The organism is Bradyrhizobium sp. B097 (assembly GCF_038957035.1).
Taxonomy (GTDB): Bacteria; Pseudomonadota; Alphaproteobacteria; order Rhizobiales; family Xanthobacteraceae; genus Bradyrhizobium.
In genome coordinates, this window is record NZ_CP152412.1 from 2135458 (window position 1) to 2149287 (window position 13830).

The window sequence follows — 13830 nt, forward strand, 5'->3', positions numbered from 1 at the left end:
GCTGTAACACTTGGTCAAATATTTCTCGCGGTGGCGCTCTTAATCCCGTCATCCCGGCGCAAAGGCTTCGCCTTTGTCGCTGGAGGTGCGAGCCTCCTCGGCGAGCCTCGAAGGATGCACGGCCCGGCTGTTGGCCGATTCATCCTTCGAGGCTCGCTCCGCTCGCACCTCCAGCGACAAAGGCGAAGCCTTTGCGCGGGGATGACGGGGAGAGATTTCGCGCGTAGCATCCCTACCGCGTCGGCGGCATCGCGGCGTCCGCGGCCGGCTGCGTGCGGCCACCGCCGCGCATCCGCGCCAAGAGCTCCGCGGTCGGCCAGGAGTCCGCCGGCAGGCCGTATTTTATCTGCATCGCTTTCACCGCGCTGCGGCTCGCCTGGCCGAGCACGCCGTCGATCTTGCCGACGTCGTAGCCGGCGCGCGCGAGAAGAGTTTGCAGCTCCTTGATCTCGCCAAACGGCAGTTGCGCGACCGGCGCGTGCGGCCGCTGCATCGGCGGTGCGCCCGCGATGCGGCCGGCGAGATAGCCGGCAGTGGTCGAATAGATCAGCGAGTTATTCCACTCGGTGTAGGCGGCGAAGTTTGGATAAGCGAGGAAGGCTGGTCCCATTCGGCCCATCGGCAGCAGCAGCGAGGCCGCCATCTCGTCATTCGGCAGAGCCTTGCCGTCGGTCAAGGTGACGCCGAGCGCTGCCCATTTCGAGCGCGGCAGCTTGACAGTGAGGTCGGCCTGGTCCCACGGAAAGTTCGCGGCCTGCGGCACGCGCACCTCCTGCAGCCACGGCTCGCCGCGGCGCCACTTCAATCCGTTGGCGATGTAATTTGCGGTCGAGCCGATCACGTCGGGGCCGCTCTGCAGGAGATTGCGATGGCCGTCGCCGTCATAGTCGACGGCATAGTTGAAATAGTGCGTCGGCAAAAATTGCGTCTGGCCGAGCTCGCCGGCCCATGAGCCGATCATCTCGTCGGGCGTCAGGTCGCCGCGCTCGATGATCTTCAGCGCCGCGATGGTCTCGCCCTGGAACATTTCCGAGCGGCGGCAATCATAGGCCAGCGACACCAGCGATTTCAGCGTCGGCAGATTGCCCATCTGGACGCCGAAATCGCTCTCTAGTCCCCAGAACGCGGCGATCACCGCCGGCGGCACGCCATACTCCTTCTCGGCGCGCGCGAACGCGGCCGCGTAGGTTCGGATGTATTGCTGGCCCTGCTGCATCCGGTAGTTCGCAGCCATGCGGCCGGCGAACTGGGTGAAGATCTGCCCGAACACGCGCTGGCCGCGGTCGCGGTTGACGATGCCCTGGTCGTAAACCAGATAGGGCGCGGTCTCTGCGATCGTACGCTGCGAGACGCCGGCGGCGACCGCCTTCTGCTTCAGCTCGGCGAGGAAGCGATCGAAGTTCTGCCCGTTGTGGCAGGACGCAGCCCTTGGCGATGCTGTGGTGGCCGGGCGCGCCCTGACCGGGGCCGGCCCTGCGGGATTGGGCAGCGGCTGCTGCGCCTGACCCAGCGATGAGAGCGCCAGCGCCCCCGCGATCGCTGCGAACATGATCGGGGCGCGGAGGGCGGATGCTGGCATCGATGTCACCGGCTGGAAAGGAGGATCAAGGCACATCCTGCATACACCAGGGCGACAGCGGGCAACAACGGGGGTGCCGCTGTTAGACCAATTGGGCTTCGGCAGGTTGAGGAGCCGCCGCTATGATCGGCAGGTGATTCGCGGGCAGGGGTGTCGGCGGATCGATCACGCCCGGAGGGACCCATGTGGAGTTTTCTCGAGCGTCTGTTGGATTCGTCGACGTTTTCGCCACACGGCATCTGCCTGTTGTGGGAGCCGGAGTTGATCTGGCTGCACGTGATTTCAGACGCGATCATTGCCGCTTCGTATTTTTCGATTCCGTTTGCGCTGGCGATCCTCGTCTCCAAGCGCCGCGACTTCCAGTTCGGCTGGATGGCCTGGCCGTTCGCCGCGTTCATCCTCGCCTGCGGCCTCACCCATGTGTTCTCGATCTACACGCTGTGGGTGCCGATCTACGGGCTCGAAGGAATAGTCAAGGCGCTCACCGCTGTCGCCTCGATCTTCACCGCGGTGCTGCTCTGGCCGCTGATCCCGAAAATCCTGGCGATCCCGACCGAGGCGCAGCTGCGCGAGGCCCATGTCGCGCTCGCCGAGGAGGGCCGGCAGCGCCAGCGCTCGGAAGTCCTGCTCGAGCGTTTCCGCGAGGCCGAGGTCAATGAGAGCAAGATACGCCAGGCGCAGAAGATGGAAGCGGTCGGACAGCTCACCGGCGGCATCGCGCACGACTTCAACAACATCCTCACCGTCATCACCGGCACCATCGACATCCTGGCCGAGGCGGTCACCCACAACCGCCAGCTCACCGAGATCACCAGTCTGATCCGCGACGCCGCCGAGCGCGGTGCATCGCTGACGCGGCATTTGCTCGCCTTCGCGCGCAAGCAGCCGCTGCAGCCGAGTGATGTCGACGTCAATGCGCTGATGATCGACACCATCGAGCTGCTGCGGCCGACCATCGGCGACCATGTCGATATCGACTTTCGCCCGATGCCCGATCTGCCGCGCGCGCTGGTGGATTCCAACCAGCTGGTTACCGCGATCATCAATCTCGCGCTGAACGCGCGCGACGCGATGCCGAAGGGCGGCAGGCTGCGGATCGAGACCCGCACCGCCGAGCTGAAGCCATCAGACGTGCACGGCCATGACGGGCTTGCCGCCGGCGACTATGTCGCGATTGCGCTGATCGACAACGGCCAGGGCATCGCAGAAGCCGATCTCGCCAAGGTGTTCGAGCCGTTCTTCACCACCAAGGACGTCGGCAAGGGCACCGGCCTCGGGCTTTCCATGGTCTACGGCTTCGTCAAACAGTCCAACGGCCACATCGCGCTCGATAGCGAGGTCGGCCGCGGCACGCGGGTGATGCTCTATCTGCCGCAAGCGGCGGTGCTCTCGCCGGCCGTGGCGCCCGAGCGGCGGCAGCCGGAGGTGCGCGGCGCGCAGGAGATCGTGCTCGTCGTCGAGGACGACAGGCTGGTGCGCTCCTACGTGCTGACCCAGATCGAGAGCCTCGGCTACACGACACGCTCGGCCAACAATGGCGGCGAAGCGCTGGCCGTGCTCGACAGCGGCGCGCCGGTCGATCTGTTGTTCACCGACGTCATCATGCCCGGTGCGATGAACGGACGCGACCTCGCCACCGAGGCGCAGCAGCGGCGGCCTGGTTTGCGCGTGCTGTTCACCTCGGGCTACACCGATGACGCCATCGACCAGGACGGCAAGCTCGAGCAGGGCATCCTGTTCCTGGCCAAGCCCTACAGCCGCGCCCAGCTCGCCCGTATGCTGCGGGTCGCGCTGCGCGAGCAGGCGGCGGCGCGCGCGCAGGAGCCAGCGGAGTAGCCACGATGCCGTAGCCGTAGCCCGGATGGAGCGAAGCGAAGTCCGGGAACAGTTTCACCACGGGGACGGCCCCGGATTCCGCTCCGCTCCATCCGGGCTACCGATCGCGACACATGACCAATCGTTAATCCACGCCGCGTCGCTGCGACGCACACCTTCCCCTTGCGGCCTCGGCGGCAAAATCCCTACCTCAGCGGCGTCAGTTGTGGCAGCATTCCGCTCGCCGTGAGGGAACCACGATGAATTATTTCCGCACCGCGCTTCTGCTTGCCGGCCTCACTGCGCTGTTCATGGGCGTCGGCTATCTGATCGGCGGCGGCACCGGCGCCGTGATCGCGCTGATCGTCGCGGCTGCGACAAATCTGTTCACCTACTGGAATTCCGATCGCATGGTGCTGTCGATGTACGGCGCCCATCAGGTCGATGCGCGTTCGGCGCCGGACCTTTACAATCTCGTCGCCGAGCTCGCGCAGCGCGCCGCGCTGCCGATGCCGCGCGTGTTCGTGATGGACGAGGCACAGCCGAACGCGTTCGCGACCGGCCGCAATCCGGAGAACGCCGCGGTCGCCGTCACCACCGGATTGATGCAGCAGCTCAGCCGCGAGGAGCTCGCCGGCGTGATCGCGCACGAGCTCGCGCATATCAAGCACCATGACACGCTGACCATGACGATCACGGCGACGATCGCCGGCGCGATCTCGATGCTGGCGCAGTTCGGCATGTTCTTCGGCGGCAATCGCAACAACAACGGCCCCGGCATCGTCGGCTCGATCGCGATGATGATCCTGGCGCCGCTCGGCGCCATGCTGGTGCAGATGGCGATCAGCCGCACCCGCGAATACGCCGCCGACAATTTTGGCGCGCGCATCGTTGGGCAACCGATGTGGCTCGCGTCCGCGCTCGCGAAGATCGAGAACGCCGCGCACCAGCTGCCGAACATGGAGGCGGAGCGCAATCCGGCCACCGCGCACATGTTCATCGTCAACCCGCTGTCGGGCCATGGCGTCGACAATCTGTTCGCCACCCACCCCTCGACCGCGAACCGCATCGCCGCGCTGCAGCAGCTCGCCGCCGAGCTCGGCACCCAGACCGCGCCACGCCCGGCCGGCGCCAGCTATCCGCCGCGCAGCCCGTGGGGCGGTGCCTCAGGCCAGCGCGGGCCGTGGGGCTAGGGCGGGACGAGGCTAGGCTGAATATCGGGCACAGATTCCTTCGCCTCTCCCGCTTGCGGGGGAGGCCGACGCGCGCAGCGCGGCGGGTGGGGGCTCCCTCCATAATACGACTCGTGGAGAGAGCCCCCACCCCGGCCCTCCCCCGCAAGCGGGAGAGGGAGCGCACCGCCTTTGCGGCTGCCATTCAACAAATCTAATCTTGCTTCAGCGCCCGTAAGCGTTGCCCACCCCGCTACGCGCTCGCGGCGTCCAGCCGCTCGACCTGACCCTTGCTCAGCTCCAGCTTCGCCGCCGCGACCAGCGTTGCCACCTGCTCGGGCTTGGTTGCGCTCGCTATCGGCGCAGTGATGCCGGGCTTCGCCATCAGCCAGGCGAGCGCAACCGCGGCCGGCTCGGCGTGGGTCTCCGCGGCGACCTCGTCGAGGCCGGCGAGGATCCGCATGCCGCGCGGGTTCATGTATTTTGGAATGCTGCGCGCACCGCGCGGGCTCTTGGCGAAGTCGCTCTCCGAGCGATATTTGCCGGTCAGGAATCCGGCGGCGAGGGAGAAGAACGTGATCACGCCGACGTCGTTCTCCTCGCAGACGCGCTGCAGCGCGCCCTCATAGCTCGACCGCTCCGCCAGGCTGTATTCGGGCTGCATACTCTCATAGCGCGGCAGCCCATTCGCCCTGGAAATATCCAGCGCGCTCTTGAGCCGCTCCGCCGAGAAATTCGAGGCGCCGATCGCCCTGATCTTGCCGGCCTTGATCAATTTGTCATAGGCGGCGAGCGTCTCTTCCTGCGGCGTCGTCTCATCGTCCTTATGGGACTGGTAGAGGTCGATGTGGTCGGTCTGCAGCCGCCGCAGCGAGTCCTCGACGGCGCGCGCGATGTAGTCCGGCTTCAGGCCGACATTGCCGTCTCCCATGTCCATGCCGACCTTGGTGGCGAGGACGATGCGGTTGCGGTTGCCGCGCGCCTTCATCCATTTGCCGATGATCGTCTCGGACTCGCCGCCGTGATGACCCGGCACCCAGCGCGAATAGACGTCGGCCGTATCCAGGAACGTCAGTCCATGCTCCAGCACGCTGTCGAGCAGCCGGAAAGATGTAGTCTCGTCCACCGTCCAGCCGAACACATTGCAGCCGAAGCAGAGGGGAGGGACGGTGATGCCGGAGCGGCCGAGCGCGCGATGCTTCATGAGTGTTCTTTCTCTTGTTCTTGGCGGGAGGCGCGGGACACTGAGGCAGATTGCCCTTGTTTGCAAGGCACCGTGCCGGCCACAACGATCTGAGGCGAATCCGGAAATGATCGATTGGAAGGAATGATGCAGGCCGCGCATCAGGTCAGCTTCGCTGCCCCTCAGTCTGCGTCTTCGGGCGATTTCGTCGCAGCGCAGGATTTCATTCGCAGGACGTTTGATGTAGATTGTCGCGCGAGCTGCCACCGGTCACGCCGGAATTCCGGAGAATGAGCGGCAGCGCAACTGGCCATCGGCAGGCCGCTTCTTCCTCATTTCAGTACGAAATCTTCTTCTGCCCGGGCGGTGCTCGGGTGAATGCCTTTTTCCATTCCCAGCCAAGTGGAGGGATTGCCATGCACTTCTGCCTCTCAGGGGAATACACGCCGCGTTCCATCAACAGCATCATGGAGAACCCGACAACCAATCGGCTAGAGGCGGCCAAGAAGTTGATCGAGGCGGGCGGCGGCAAATTGATTTCGATGTACAGCATGGCGGCCGATGGCCCCGGCGTGATGGTGATCTTCGACGTGCCGGATCCGACCGTCGCACCCGCCATCACTGGCGTGGTCGTGGCGGCCGGCGCCATCCAGAATGTGAAGCTGGTCCGGCTGTTCACGCAGGACGAGATCAAGGTGGTGCGTCAGCACGCGAGCAAGCTCAAGGCCGCCTACTCGCCTCCAGGAAGTTAGCAGGCACGGACGACGAAACGCGGCGCAGATCGATCTGATGACCGCTGTCCCTCGCGCGCGGCGGCGCTTCGCAGCGTCCCGCGCGGAGACGAGGACCGTTGCGCGCCGCAGATCCGGGGCGCGTTCACGGGATGGGCAGTCGCTCAGGCGGATGTCGCGCGCGCATGCTGGCTCGCATAGCCCCGGCCGGTTGTGCCGTCGCATGACGTCCGCCGCCTCGTTCAGCGTGTCTTCGGCGCGGCGATCGCAGCACCACGCCACCGCCGCTCACGAGGGCAGAGAGTCCAGATACACGTAAAGCGCCGCGATCTTGCCGTCCCGCGCGATGATGAAATCCACCCCGGTATAGACCGGCGTTTCGCCTCTCGGCCCGGAGCCCCACGCAAGGCGTCCCGAATTGTGCAGCGCCTGCGGCGCGCCATGCGGCGTGTAAACAAAGTGCGGATGCGTCGCGCGGAGATCGCCGGCGAACTTGTCGAGTGCGTCGCGGCCGGCAAGAACGCCCGGCGGCGCGTAGAGCACGCAGTCCGCGGTGTAGAGCTCTTCAATTGCGGCCCTGCGGGCGCACCGGATCGCCTTCGCCGAAAACCTCCGGAAGATTGCGGGTGAGCAGCGTCTCGATCACGCGGACGTCAGCTCCCGCGGAGGGGGCGACGCTGGTTTTGCTGGCATGCTCGTTCATCTGAGACCTCCATGTGATATCTGAAATCATGTGGTCGCAGCCACCGTTGCGAAACGGCAATGATGGAAAGTCATCGTTTCATATTTTGATGCATCGACGTGACGGCGTTGCGGTCGAAAACGCTTTGGCGCGCCTCATCGCACGTCGAGCCCTCTTCAGCCACCTTTCAGTGCGGTGTATGTACAAACGTTGCCGCCAAGCGATTTGCGCGGCGGCGTCGAAGGGCAGGCGCTTGGGGTCTGCGGAGTTGGGGTCTGAAGGTGCATCACTTGGTTTCGATGTTGGACGCGGCGTCGACGGCGTGCGCGGGATTGCCTGTCCGCATGGTCCGGCTGGCCTGCGGTATTGCGATCGGTTGCGCCCCGATTGGCTTCGCTCCGCAACCCGCGGCGGCGCAGGTGCCATTCTCCCCGTTTCAACCAGTGCGACAGATGGAGGCTGCGAAGCCGCTGGCGCGTGACGTCACTGGCCCGCCGGCCGCCAGCCAGCGGCTCGACGGCACCGCGTTCTTTGTCGACGATCTCGGGCATATGCTGACCGCGCGGCATGCGGTCGCGGACTGCGCCCGCATTGTCGTCAGCAAGGAGGGGCGGGCTGTCGCGGCGCGCGTGGTGGCGCTGGCCGCGAGCGACATTGCATTGATCAAGGTGCCGCGCACGCTAGGCCTTGCGGCGGTATTCCCGCGCGCCGACACGTCCGTTGCCAACGACATGGTGTTTGCCGAGGCCTATGACCGCCTGAAGCCGATGCTCGCGCATGGCGGATCGCTCGGCAATGCGTTCGTCGATACCACCCTGCGCGATCCCGAGCACCTCGTGCTGCGCTCGAATGTTACCTTCGGCACCAGCGGAGCGCCGGTGCTGGATTCCCGCGGCCTTGTCGAAGGCGTGGTGAGCCGCAGGACCACGGTCGATCGCGTGCTGGCGGTCGATGCTGTGCACGCCAAATCCTTTCTTGCCGCGCATGGCGTGCACTTCCAGGAAGACGACCGGCCGCAGATGAGTGGCACCGCGTCCCGCGCGCATCGCGCCGCCAGCATCTCGGCACGCGTCACATGCCTGCAACAATGACCGATTAGTTGCGGCGATGGCTGATGCTCTCGCGCGGTCCTGTCAGTCGCGCCTGCCAAGCGTTGCGCTGAAACCCGACCGGTCGGCGTTGACGAAGGTCGTCACCGTTGCCGCCATTGCATGCAGACAAGATCGAATAAGAAGCCAAGACGCCCGGCGCCACCATCTCGCGCTACCGGACGGGGCAGCCGCCTCCGGCCGTTGCCAGTATTCCTCATACCAGTCGGGTTGGACCCGGAATGCGCGCACTGTCTGTTCGGATCTCATGAGAGGGGTCTTTCGTACTGACGTGACGCAGCCTCTTCCCAAAGCGATGCTATCGTCGGCGTTCCTGTCGCCGGGCACCTCTGCTCATGTAGGATAGATGGCGCCCCGCGGGTCGACCGCGCGATGCGAGGCGACATAGTCGATCTCGCCGCGCGCAATACCGATATCCCGTAGCTCGTGATCGTTCAGATTGCTCAGCCGCTGCCGTAGCTGCGCACGTTCCTGCCAATCCAGAAGCGCGGCCCAGCACTGGCTGACGATGGCAAGGCGCGGATGTGCTGATGCAATCGCACGCGCCGATCCAACCACATTGTAGGGCGTATCCATTGGACATCTCCCGACGTCTCGTCCTCTGCATGAAGGTGGCAGGACGGCGGGAAGCCTGCTTGACATATCGCTTACATTTTCCTCACCGGCGGCTTACTCTTTCGACGCCAGCCCGCGTGGGAGCGCCTTCGGGCGACCGGAGGGCCATTTGGAGAATGGTCCCTTGCGCTATTCCTTCGAGGATTACGTATTGGACACCGAGCGGTGCGAACTGCAACGCGGGCCTGGGATTGTCCCGACGACGCGACAGGTTTTCGCGCTGCTTGACTACCTGATCCGCAACAGGGATCGCGTCGTCAGCAAGGACGACCTTGTCGCCACGATCTGGGATGGACGGGTCGTTTCCGATGGAGCGGTGACGACGCGCCTGAATGCTGCCCGACACGCGATCGGCGATTCCGGTCAAGAGCAACGCCTGATCAAGACACTGCCTCGACAAGGCTTTCGCTTCGTGGGCGTGGTGCAAGTGGTACAAGAACCGCCGACTGGATTGCCGGCCATGGCTCTGGACGGGAAGGACGTAAACCGGCTCGCGCACCCGGAATGGTCGCCCCGCCGCGAGATCCGGCACGAGGTGGACGCGGCGCCCGGCACTCCAAGCAACATGCCGTCGGTCGCGGTGCTGCCCTTCGCTAACCTGTCGGGGGACAGGGAGCAGGACTATTTCAGCGACGGCATCACCGAAGACATCATCACCGAGCTGTCACGGTTCTCGCAGCTGTTCGTCGTCGCCCGCAACTCGTCCTTCACGTACAAGGACAAGGCTGTCGACGTCCGTCAGATCGGTCGGGAGCTTGATGTGCGCTACCTGCTCGAAGGCAGCATTCGGCGTGACGGAGAGCGGGTTCGGATCACGGCGCAGCTAATCGATGCCCTGACCGGGGCGCATCATTGGGCCGAGCGGTACGACCGCGAGTTGAAGGACATCTTCGCGGTCCAGGAGGACGTGGCGCGCACCATTGTCGCTGTCCTCGCCGACCACGTGTATGTGGCGGAGCTCGAGCATGCCAGATGCAAGCCGACGGAGAATCTGGGCGCCTATGATCTCTATCTTCGAGGAATGGCGGAAGCCTACAAGTGGACGAGAGAGGGGAACGAAGCAGCGCTCCGCCTGTTCTACAGGGCCGTCGAACTTGATCCCGAATTCCCGACGCCCTACGGCGCTGCGGCGATGCGTTTCAGCGTGCGCAAGGGGTTCGGCTGGATTGTCGATCCCGATCAGGAGGTCGCTGAAGTCAGGAGATTGGCCCGCCGGGTGATGCAACTGGGCAAGAACGACCCGATCGCCTTCGTGCATGTCGGGCATTCGTTGGCCTATGTCGCCAAAGACCTCGCTGAGGGCGTCGCCTTGATTGATCGCGCGCTGGCCCTGAACCCGAACCTCGGGGCCTCGTGGGCACATAGCGGCTGGTCGCGGTTGTGGCTTGGGGAGGCAGACCTGGCCATCGAGCACTTTGGACGCGCCATGCGGCTGAGCCCTGTCGATCCGGGCAGGTTCTGGCCGCAGGAAGGAACAGCTCATGCTCATTTCTTCGCGGGCCGCTACGACGAAGCACTGTCATGGGCGAGGATGGCGTTGTGCAGCCGGCCGGACAGCCACGCCGCGCTGCGCATCGGCGCCGCGAGTGGCGCGCTTGCCGGGCACTGCGACGAGGCCAGGAGACTTGCGACGCGATTGCACGAGGTCGATCCGGCGCTACGCCCAGCGACGCTGAACACTGTGTTGGGTCCGTATCGGAACCTCGAAGACGTGGCGAAGTATGCGGATGCGCTACGACGGGCTGGCCTACCCGACTGACGGCTGCGAGGTCGGCGGGTTGCGGCGAGAGCGGCGTCCAGCAGTTCATCGCCTTGCGCAGGCGGGCCCCATAGTGATCGGCCAAAACACCGAGGAGGCGGCCAGCATCCCGGCGCGCGTCACATGCCTGCAACAATGAACGACTAGTTGCTGCAAGCGCTAATACTCTCGCGTTGCCTTGTCAGCCTGCTGTCCGCGGTCAACCCTTGTCCAGAACCATGCTTATCTTGCGGGGCACGCTGGTGCTCTCGTTCGGCCTGCTGATCTTCGCCCCGGCGCCCGGCCATGCCCAGGACGCCAACTTTCGCAATCCGGAACAGGCGCCGCCGTCATGGGCGCAGTTTGCCAAGCTGGTCAAATACCGGTTCGAGGAATGGATCGCGGCCGACGAGACGGTTGCCAATCGCTTCCGCAACTGGGTCATCGAGCATTCCGGCAAGGAGAACGGGCCACCGCCGACGCTCGTGGTGCGCGCCTGGCTCAATCCGGACGGCACCGTCGAGCGCGTCACGTTTCCGGCGCTCAATGATGCCGGCGCGACCGAGGACCTGCGCACCATCCTCAAGCGCGGCAATGTCGGCGAGGCTCCACCGCCGGAGATGTTGCAGCCGCTGAACCTGCGCTTCTCGCTCAATCTGCGCAAACCTTGAAGCGTTCTCGCGCGTGCTTGCGTTTCCTCGTCATTCCGGGGCGAGCGAAGCGAGAGCCCGGAATCCATTGATCTACGAGTTATGCTGCATGATGGATTCCGGGCTCGCGTCAAAGAGGCGCGCCCCGGAATGACGTGGGAGAGAGGCGCCGCGCCTCGAGTGCTGATTTACTCGACGGCACAGCCCCGGTGCGTTCCCAATGTACCTGTCATCGCGCGGCTCGACCGGGCGATCCAGTACGCCGCGGCCTCTCGGTTCAAGCAGTGCCGTCTCTGGAATACTGGATCACCCGCTTTCGCGGGTGATGACACCGCGTAGTTGTTTGACACTTGAATCAGAACAATCCCGTCATCCCCGCACAACCAAAAATGCTGCTTGTTGCGCAATGCTGGAACCACGAGTCCCGTTTACAATGCCTGCCACGGAGTATGGGTCCCTGCTTCCGCAGGGACGGCGCATGGGGTGAACACCATGGCTAAACAACAGCCCGAACGTTCGCGGCGCGCGTTCATCGCCGTCGCCGTCGCAGGAATTCCCGCGGCACTGCTGCCGCGACCTGCCGCGGGCTCCGACAAAATGACAAAGCCGCAGGCCGAATATCAGGACACGCCGAACGGCATCTACTCCTGCGGCCTCTGTACGCTATTCGTCGCGCCCGACGGCTGCAAGGTGGTCGAGGGCGCTATCAGCAAGGACGGCTGGTGCAAGGCCTTTGCCGCGGTCGATTGAGACACCCTCCCCTGGAGGGGGAGGGTCGGCTCACGTTGAGCGCAGCGAAACGTGAGACGGGGGGGTGATCTCTCAACACGGGCGGCACCCGATACGAGAGACCTTCACCCCACCCCGCCGCTCATTTCATTCGCGTCGACCCAAGAGCGAGCTTCGCTCGTCTCGACCCCTCCGGGGAGGGTGAAGCTACAACTCCCGCGCATTCGAGAACGCGAACGACGACACCCGCCGCGTGGTCTCGTCCAGGATCAGGCTGCGCGTGATCGGCGGCTCGGCGCGCTGGCTGCAGTTCTCGCGCTCGCAGAGCCGGCAGTTGACGCCGATCGGCGTGCCCTCGACCTTCTCCAGATCCATGCCTGTCGCATAGACGAGCTTGGCCGCATGACGGATCTCGCAGCCGAGCCCGATCGCAAAGCGCGGCTGCGGCTGCGGATAGGGCGCCACCGGCCGCCGCACCGTCTGCGCGATCGAGAAGTAGCGCGTGCCGTCCGGCAGCTCGATCACCTGACTCAACAGGCGGTCGGGCATGTCGAAGGTCGAATGCACGTTCCAGAGCGGGCAGGTGCCGCCGAATTTGGAGAACGGGAAGGTGCCGGAGGAAAACCGCTTGGACACGTTGCCGGCATTGTCGACCCGCAGCAGGAAGAACGGCACGCCGCGCGCGTTCGGCCGTTGCAGCGTGGTGAGGCGGTGGCAGACCTGCTCGAAGCCGGCATTGAAGCGCTGCGCCAGCACGTGGACGTCGTAGCTCAAGGCCTCGGCCGCCGAATGAAATGCCTGATAGGGCATCATCGCGGCGGCCGCGAAATAATTGGCGAGCGTGATGCGGTACAGCCGGCGCGCGGTGTCGTCGAGCGGACCGGCGCGGCTGACGATCGCGTCGATCGCGGCACCGCATTCGACAAAGCCGATCTGCAGCGCGAGCTGGAAGCTGCGACCGGCACTGTCGACCAGTTCGGAGATCAAGAGCTGACGGCGATGGCGGTCGAAACGGCGCAGCGTCTCGCGCATCACGTCGACCGGCATGACGCGGGTGACGATTGAATGTTTTTCGCGCAGCCGCGTGGCGAGTGCCGTGAACAGGCCTTCGGTCGGCACGTTGAGCTCGTCGCGCAGATTCTCCGCCGCGGTCTCGAGCTCCGGAAAATAGTTGCGGTTGGCCTCGATCAGGTCGCGCACCCGCTCGATCGGGTTGGCGTCGAACTGCGAGCCCTCGCGATCGGCCATCTGCGCCGCCACCAGCGTCTCGCCGCGGCGCGCCTCGGTATAGGCGGCGTAGAGCCGCTGCAACGCATGCGTCACGCCGGGGCACAGCTCGGCGAGATCGCGCAGTTCCTGCTTCGGCAGGTCGATCTGGCGGAACAGGGGATCGGAGAAGATCTCGTTGAGTTCCGCGAAGAAGCGGTCCTCGTCGGCGGTGGCGAGGTCGCGCAAATCGAGGTCGTAAGTCTCGGCCAGCCGCAGCAGGATCTGCGCCGTCACCGGGCGCTGGTTGCGCTCGATCAGGTTGATGTAGGAAGGCGAGATGCCGAGCCCCTCGGCGATCTGGGTCTGCGACAGCCCCAATTGCTGGCGGATCCGCCGAAAGCGCGGACCGACGAACAGCTTCTTTCCGGACTCGCCCGGCATGGCAGCCTTCCTGACCCATTTTGTGACAAAGTTTACAAATCGACATTTATTACAAGTTCAGATGTTACATGACATCACCAATAAAAAACAAGGTATCTGTACGAACTTCCCGTTTTCGCGTTTATCTCCTGACACGCACTTCGCGATGCTCTGTCAAGAATGTCGATACGGCGAGCA

At 64.8% G+C, this 13830-nt stretch carries 13 protein-coding genes; 7 read left to right on the forward strand and 6 right to left on the reverse strand.

Annotated features, from left to right (window positions below):
• Positions 1-232 precede the first annotated feature (232 nt).
• Entirely contained in the window at positions 233-1579 is a 1347-nt protein-coding gene (locus AAFG07_RS09855; RefSeq protein ID WP_342727104.1) for a lytic murein transglycosylase, read from the reverse strand.
• 183 nt (positions 1580-1762) lie between these two features.
• On the opposite strand from AAFG07_RS09855, the gene AAFG07_RS09860 reads away from it, so the two are divergent.
• Both AAFG07_RS09860 and htpX read left to right on the forward strand, forming a co-directional pair.
• Complete coding sequence (locus AAFG07_RS09860) at positions 1763-3415, forward strand: ATP-binding protein (protein WP_342727105.1); 1653 nt, start codon at positions 1763-1765, stop codon at positions 3413-3415.
• 239 nt (positions 3416-3654) lie between these two features.
• Positions 3655-4587 carry a zinc metalloprotease HtpX gene (htpX, locus tag AAFG07_RS09865; RefSeq protein ID WP_342727106.1) on the forward strand — a complete coding sequence of 311 codons (933 nt, stop codon included), beginning with the start codon at positions 3655-3657 and terminating at the stop codon, positions 4585-4587.
• Between the two features lie 232 nt (positions 4588-4819).
• Here htpX and AAFG07_RS09870 read toward each other — a convergent pair whose 3' ends face one another.
• Entirely contained in the window at positions 4820-5770 is a 951-nt protein-coding gene (locus tag AAFG07_RS09870) for an aldo/keto reductase (RefSeq protein ID WP_342727107.1), read from the reverse strand.
• 269 nt (positions 5771-6039) lie between these two features.
• Between AAFG07_RS09870 and AAFG07_RS09875 the strand changes: the two genes are divergently transcribed.
• Positions 6040-6501 (forward strand): GYD domain-containing protein, encoded by a 462-nt coding sequence (locus AAFG07_RS09875; RefSeq protein WP_342727108.1) that lies wholly within the window; start codon positions 6040-6042, stop codon positions 6499-6501.
• Between the two features lie 267 nt (positions 6502-6768).
• Here the strand turns inward: AAFG07_RS09875 and AAFG07_RS09880 are convergent, their stop codons facing one another.
• Positions 6769-7101 carry a nuclear transport factor 2 family protein gene (locus tag AAFG07_RS09880; RefSeq protein WP_342729108.1) on the reverse strand — a complete coding sequence of 111 codons (333 nt, stop codon included), beginning with the start codon at positions 7099-7101 and terminating at the stop codon, positions 6769-6771.
• A complete protein-coding gene (locus tag AAFG07_RS09885; RefSeq protein WP_342727109.1) occupies positions 7046-7183 on the reverse strand; it encodes a hypothetical protein in 138 nt (45 codons plus the stop codon). The genes AAFG07_RS09880 and AAFG07_RS09885 overlap by 56 nt, the downstream gene beginning before the upstream one ends.
• A 431-nt stretch (positions 7184-7614) precedes the next feature.
• On the opposite strand from AAFG07_RS09885, the gene AAFG07_RS09890 reads away from it, so the two are divergent.
• Positions 7615-8253 carry a serine protease gene (locus AAFG07_RS09890; RefSeq protein WP_342727110.1) on the forward strand — a complete coding sequence of 213 codons (639 nt, stop codon included), beginning with the start codon at positions 7615-7617 and terminating at the stop codon, positions 8251-8253.
• 351 nt (positions 8254-8604) lie between these two features.
• On the opposite strand, the gene AAFG07_RS09895 is transcribed toward AAFG07_RS09890, so the two are convergent.
• A complete protein-coding gene (locus AAFG07_RS09895) occupies positions 8605-8847 on the reverse strand; it encodes a DUF1127 domain-containing protein (protein ID WP_342727111.1) in 243 nt (80 codons plus the stop codon).
• A 163-nt stretch (positions 8848-9010) separates the two neighbouring features.
• On the opposite strand from AAFG07_RS09895, the gene AAFG07_RS09900 reads away from it, so the two are divergent.
• From AAFG07_RS09900 to AAFG07_RS09910, 3 genes are all read left to right on the forward strand, one after another.
• Positions 9011-10645, forward strand: coding sequence for a winged helix-turn-helix domain-containing protein (locus tag AAFG07_RS09900; RefSeq protein WP_342727112.1), 1635 nt, complete (start codon positions 9011-9013; stop codon positions 10643-10645).
• Positions 10646-10863: 218 nt separating this feature from the next.
• On the forward strand, positions 10864-11295 hold the full coding sequence (locus tag AAFG07_RS09905) for a hypothetical protein (RefSeq protein ID WP_342727113.1): 432 nt from the start codon (positions 10864-10866) through the stop codon (positions 11293-11295).
• A 471-nt stretch (positions 11296-11766) separates the two neighbouring features.
• Positions 11767-12024: a hypothetical protein gene (locus tag AAFG07_RS09910; protein ID WP_342727114.1), complete on the forward strand. Its 258-nt coding sequence runs from the start codon at positions 11767-11769 to the stop codon at positions 12022-12024.
• Positions 12025-12210: 186 nt separating this feature from the next.
• Here AAFG07_RS09910 and AAFG07_RS09915 read toward each other — a convergent pair whose 3' ends face one another.
• Positions 12211-13653 carry a short-chain fatty acyl-CoA regulator family protein gene (locus AAFG07_RS09915; protein ID WP_212315602.1) on the reverse strand — a complete coding sequence of 481 codons (1443 nt, stop codon included), beginning with the start codon at positions 13651-13653 and terminating at the stop codon, positions 12211-12213.
• Between the last annotated feature and the right edge of the window lie 177 nt (positions 13654-13830).

Excerpts from the sequence above, each read along its gene's own strand:
- AAFG07_RS09855 (WP_342727104.1), bottom strand. The coding sequence starts at position 1,579 with ATGCCAGCATCCGCCCTCCGCGCCCCGATCATGTTCGCAGCGATCGCG.
- AAFG07_RS09860 (WP_342727105.1), top strand. The coding sequence starts at position 1,763 with ATGTGGAGTTTTCTCGAGCGTCTGTTGGATTCGTCGACGTTTTCGCCA.
- htpX (WP_342727106.1), top strand. The coding sequence starts at position 3,655 with ATGAATTATTTCCGCACCGCGCTTCTGCTTGCCGGCCTCACTGCGCTG.
- AAFG07_RS09870 (WP_342727107.1), bottom strand. The coding sequence starts at position 5,770 with ATGAAGCATCGCGCGCTCGGCCGCTCCGGCATCACCGTCCCTCCCCTC.
- AAFG07_RS09875 (WP_342727108.1), top strand. The coding sequence starts at position 6,040 with ATGAGCGGCAGCGCAACTGGCCATCGGCAGGCCGCTTCTTCCTCATTT.
- AAFG07_RS09885 (WP_342727109.1), bottom strand. The coding sequence starts at position 7,183 with ATGAACGAGCATGCCAGCAAAACCAGCGTCGCCCCCTCCGCGGGAGCT.
- AAFG07_RS09890 (WP_342727110.1), top strand. The coding sequence starts at position 7,615 with ATGGAGGCTGCGAAGCCGCTGGCGCGTGACGTCACTGGCCCGCCGGCC.
- AAFG07_RS09895 (WP_342727111.1), bottom strand. The coding sequence starts at position 8,847 with ATGGATACGCCCTACAATGTGGTTGGATCGGCGCGTGCGATTGCATCA.
- AAFG07_RS09905 (WP_342727113.1), top strand. The coding sequence starts at position 10,864 with ATGCTTATCTTGCGGGGCACGCTGGTGCTCTCGTTCGGCCTGCTGATC.
- AAFG07_RS09910 (WP_342727114.1), top strand. The coding sequence starts at position 11,767 with ATGGCTAAACAACAGCCCGAACGTTCGCGGCGCGCGTTCATCGCCGTC.
- AAFG07_RS09915 (WP_212315602.1), bottom strand. The coding sequence starts at position 13,653 with ATGCCGGGCGAGTCCGGAAAGAAGCTGTTCGTCGGTCCGCGCTTTCGG.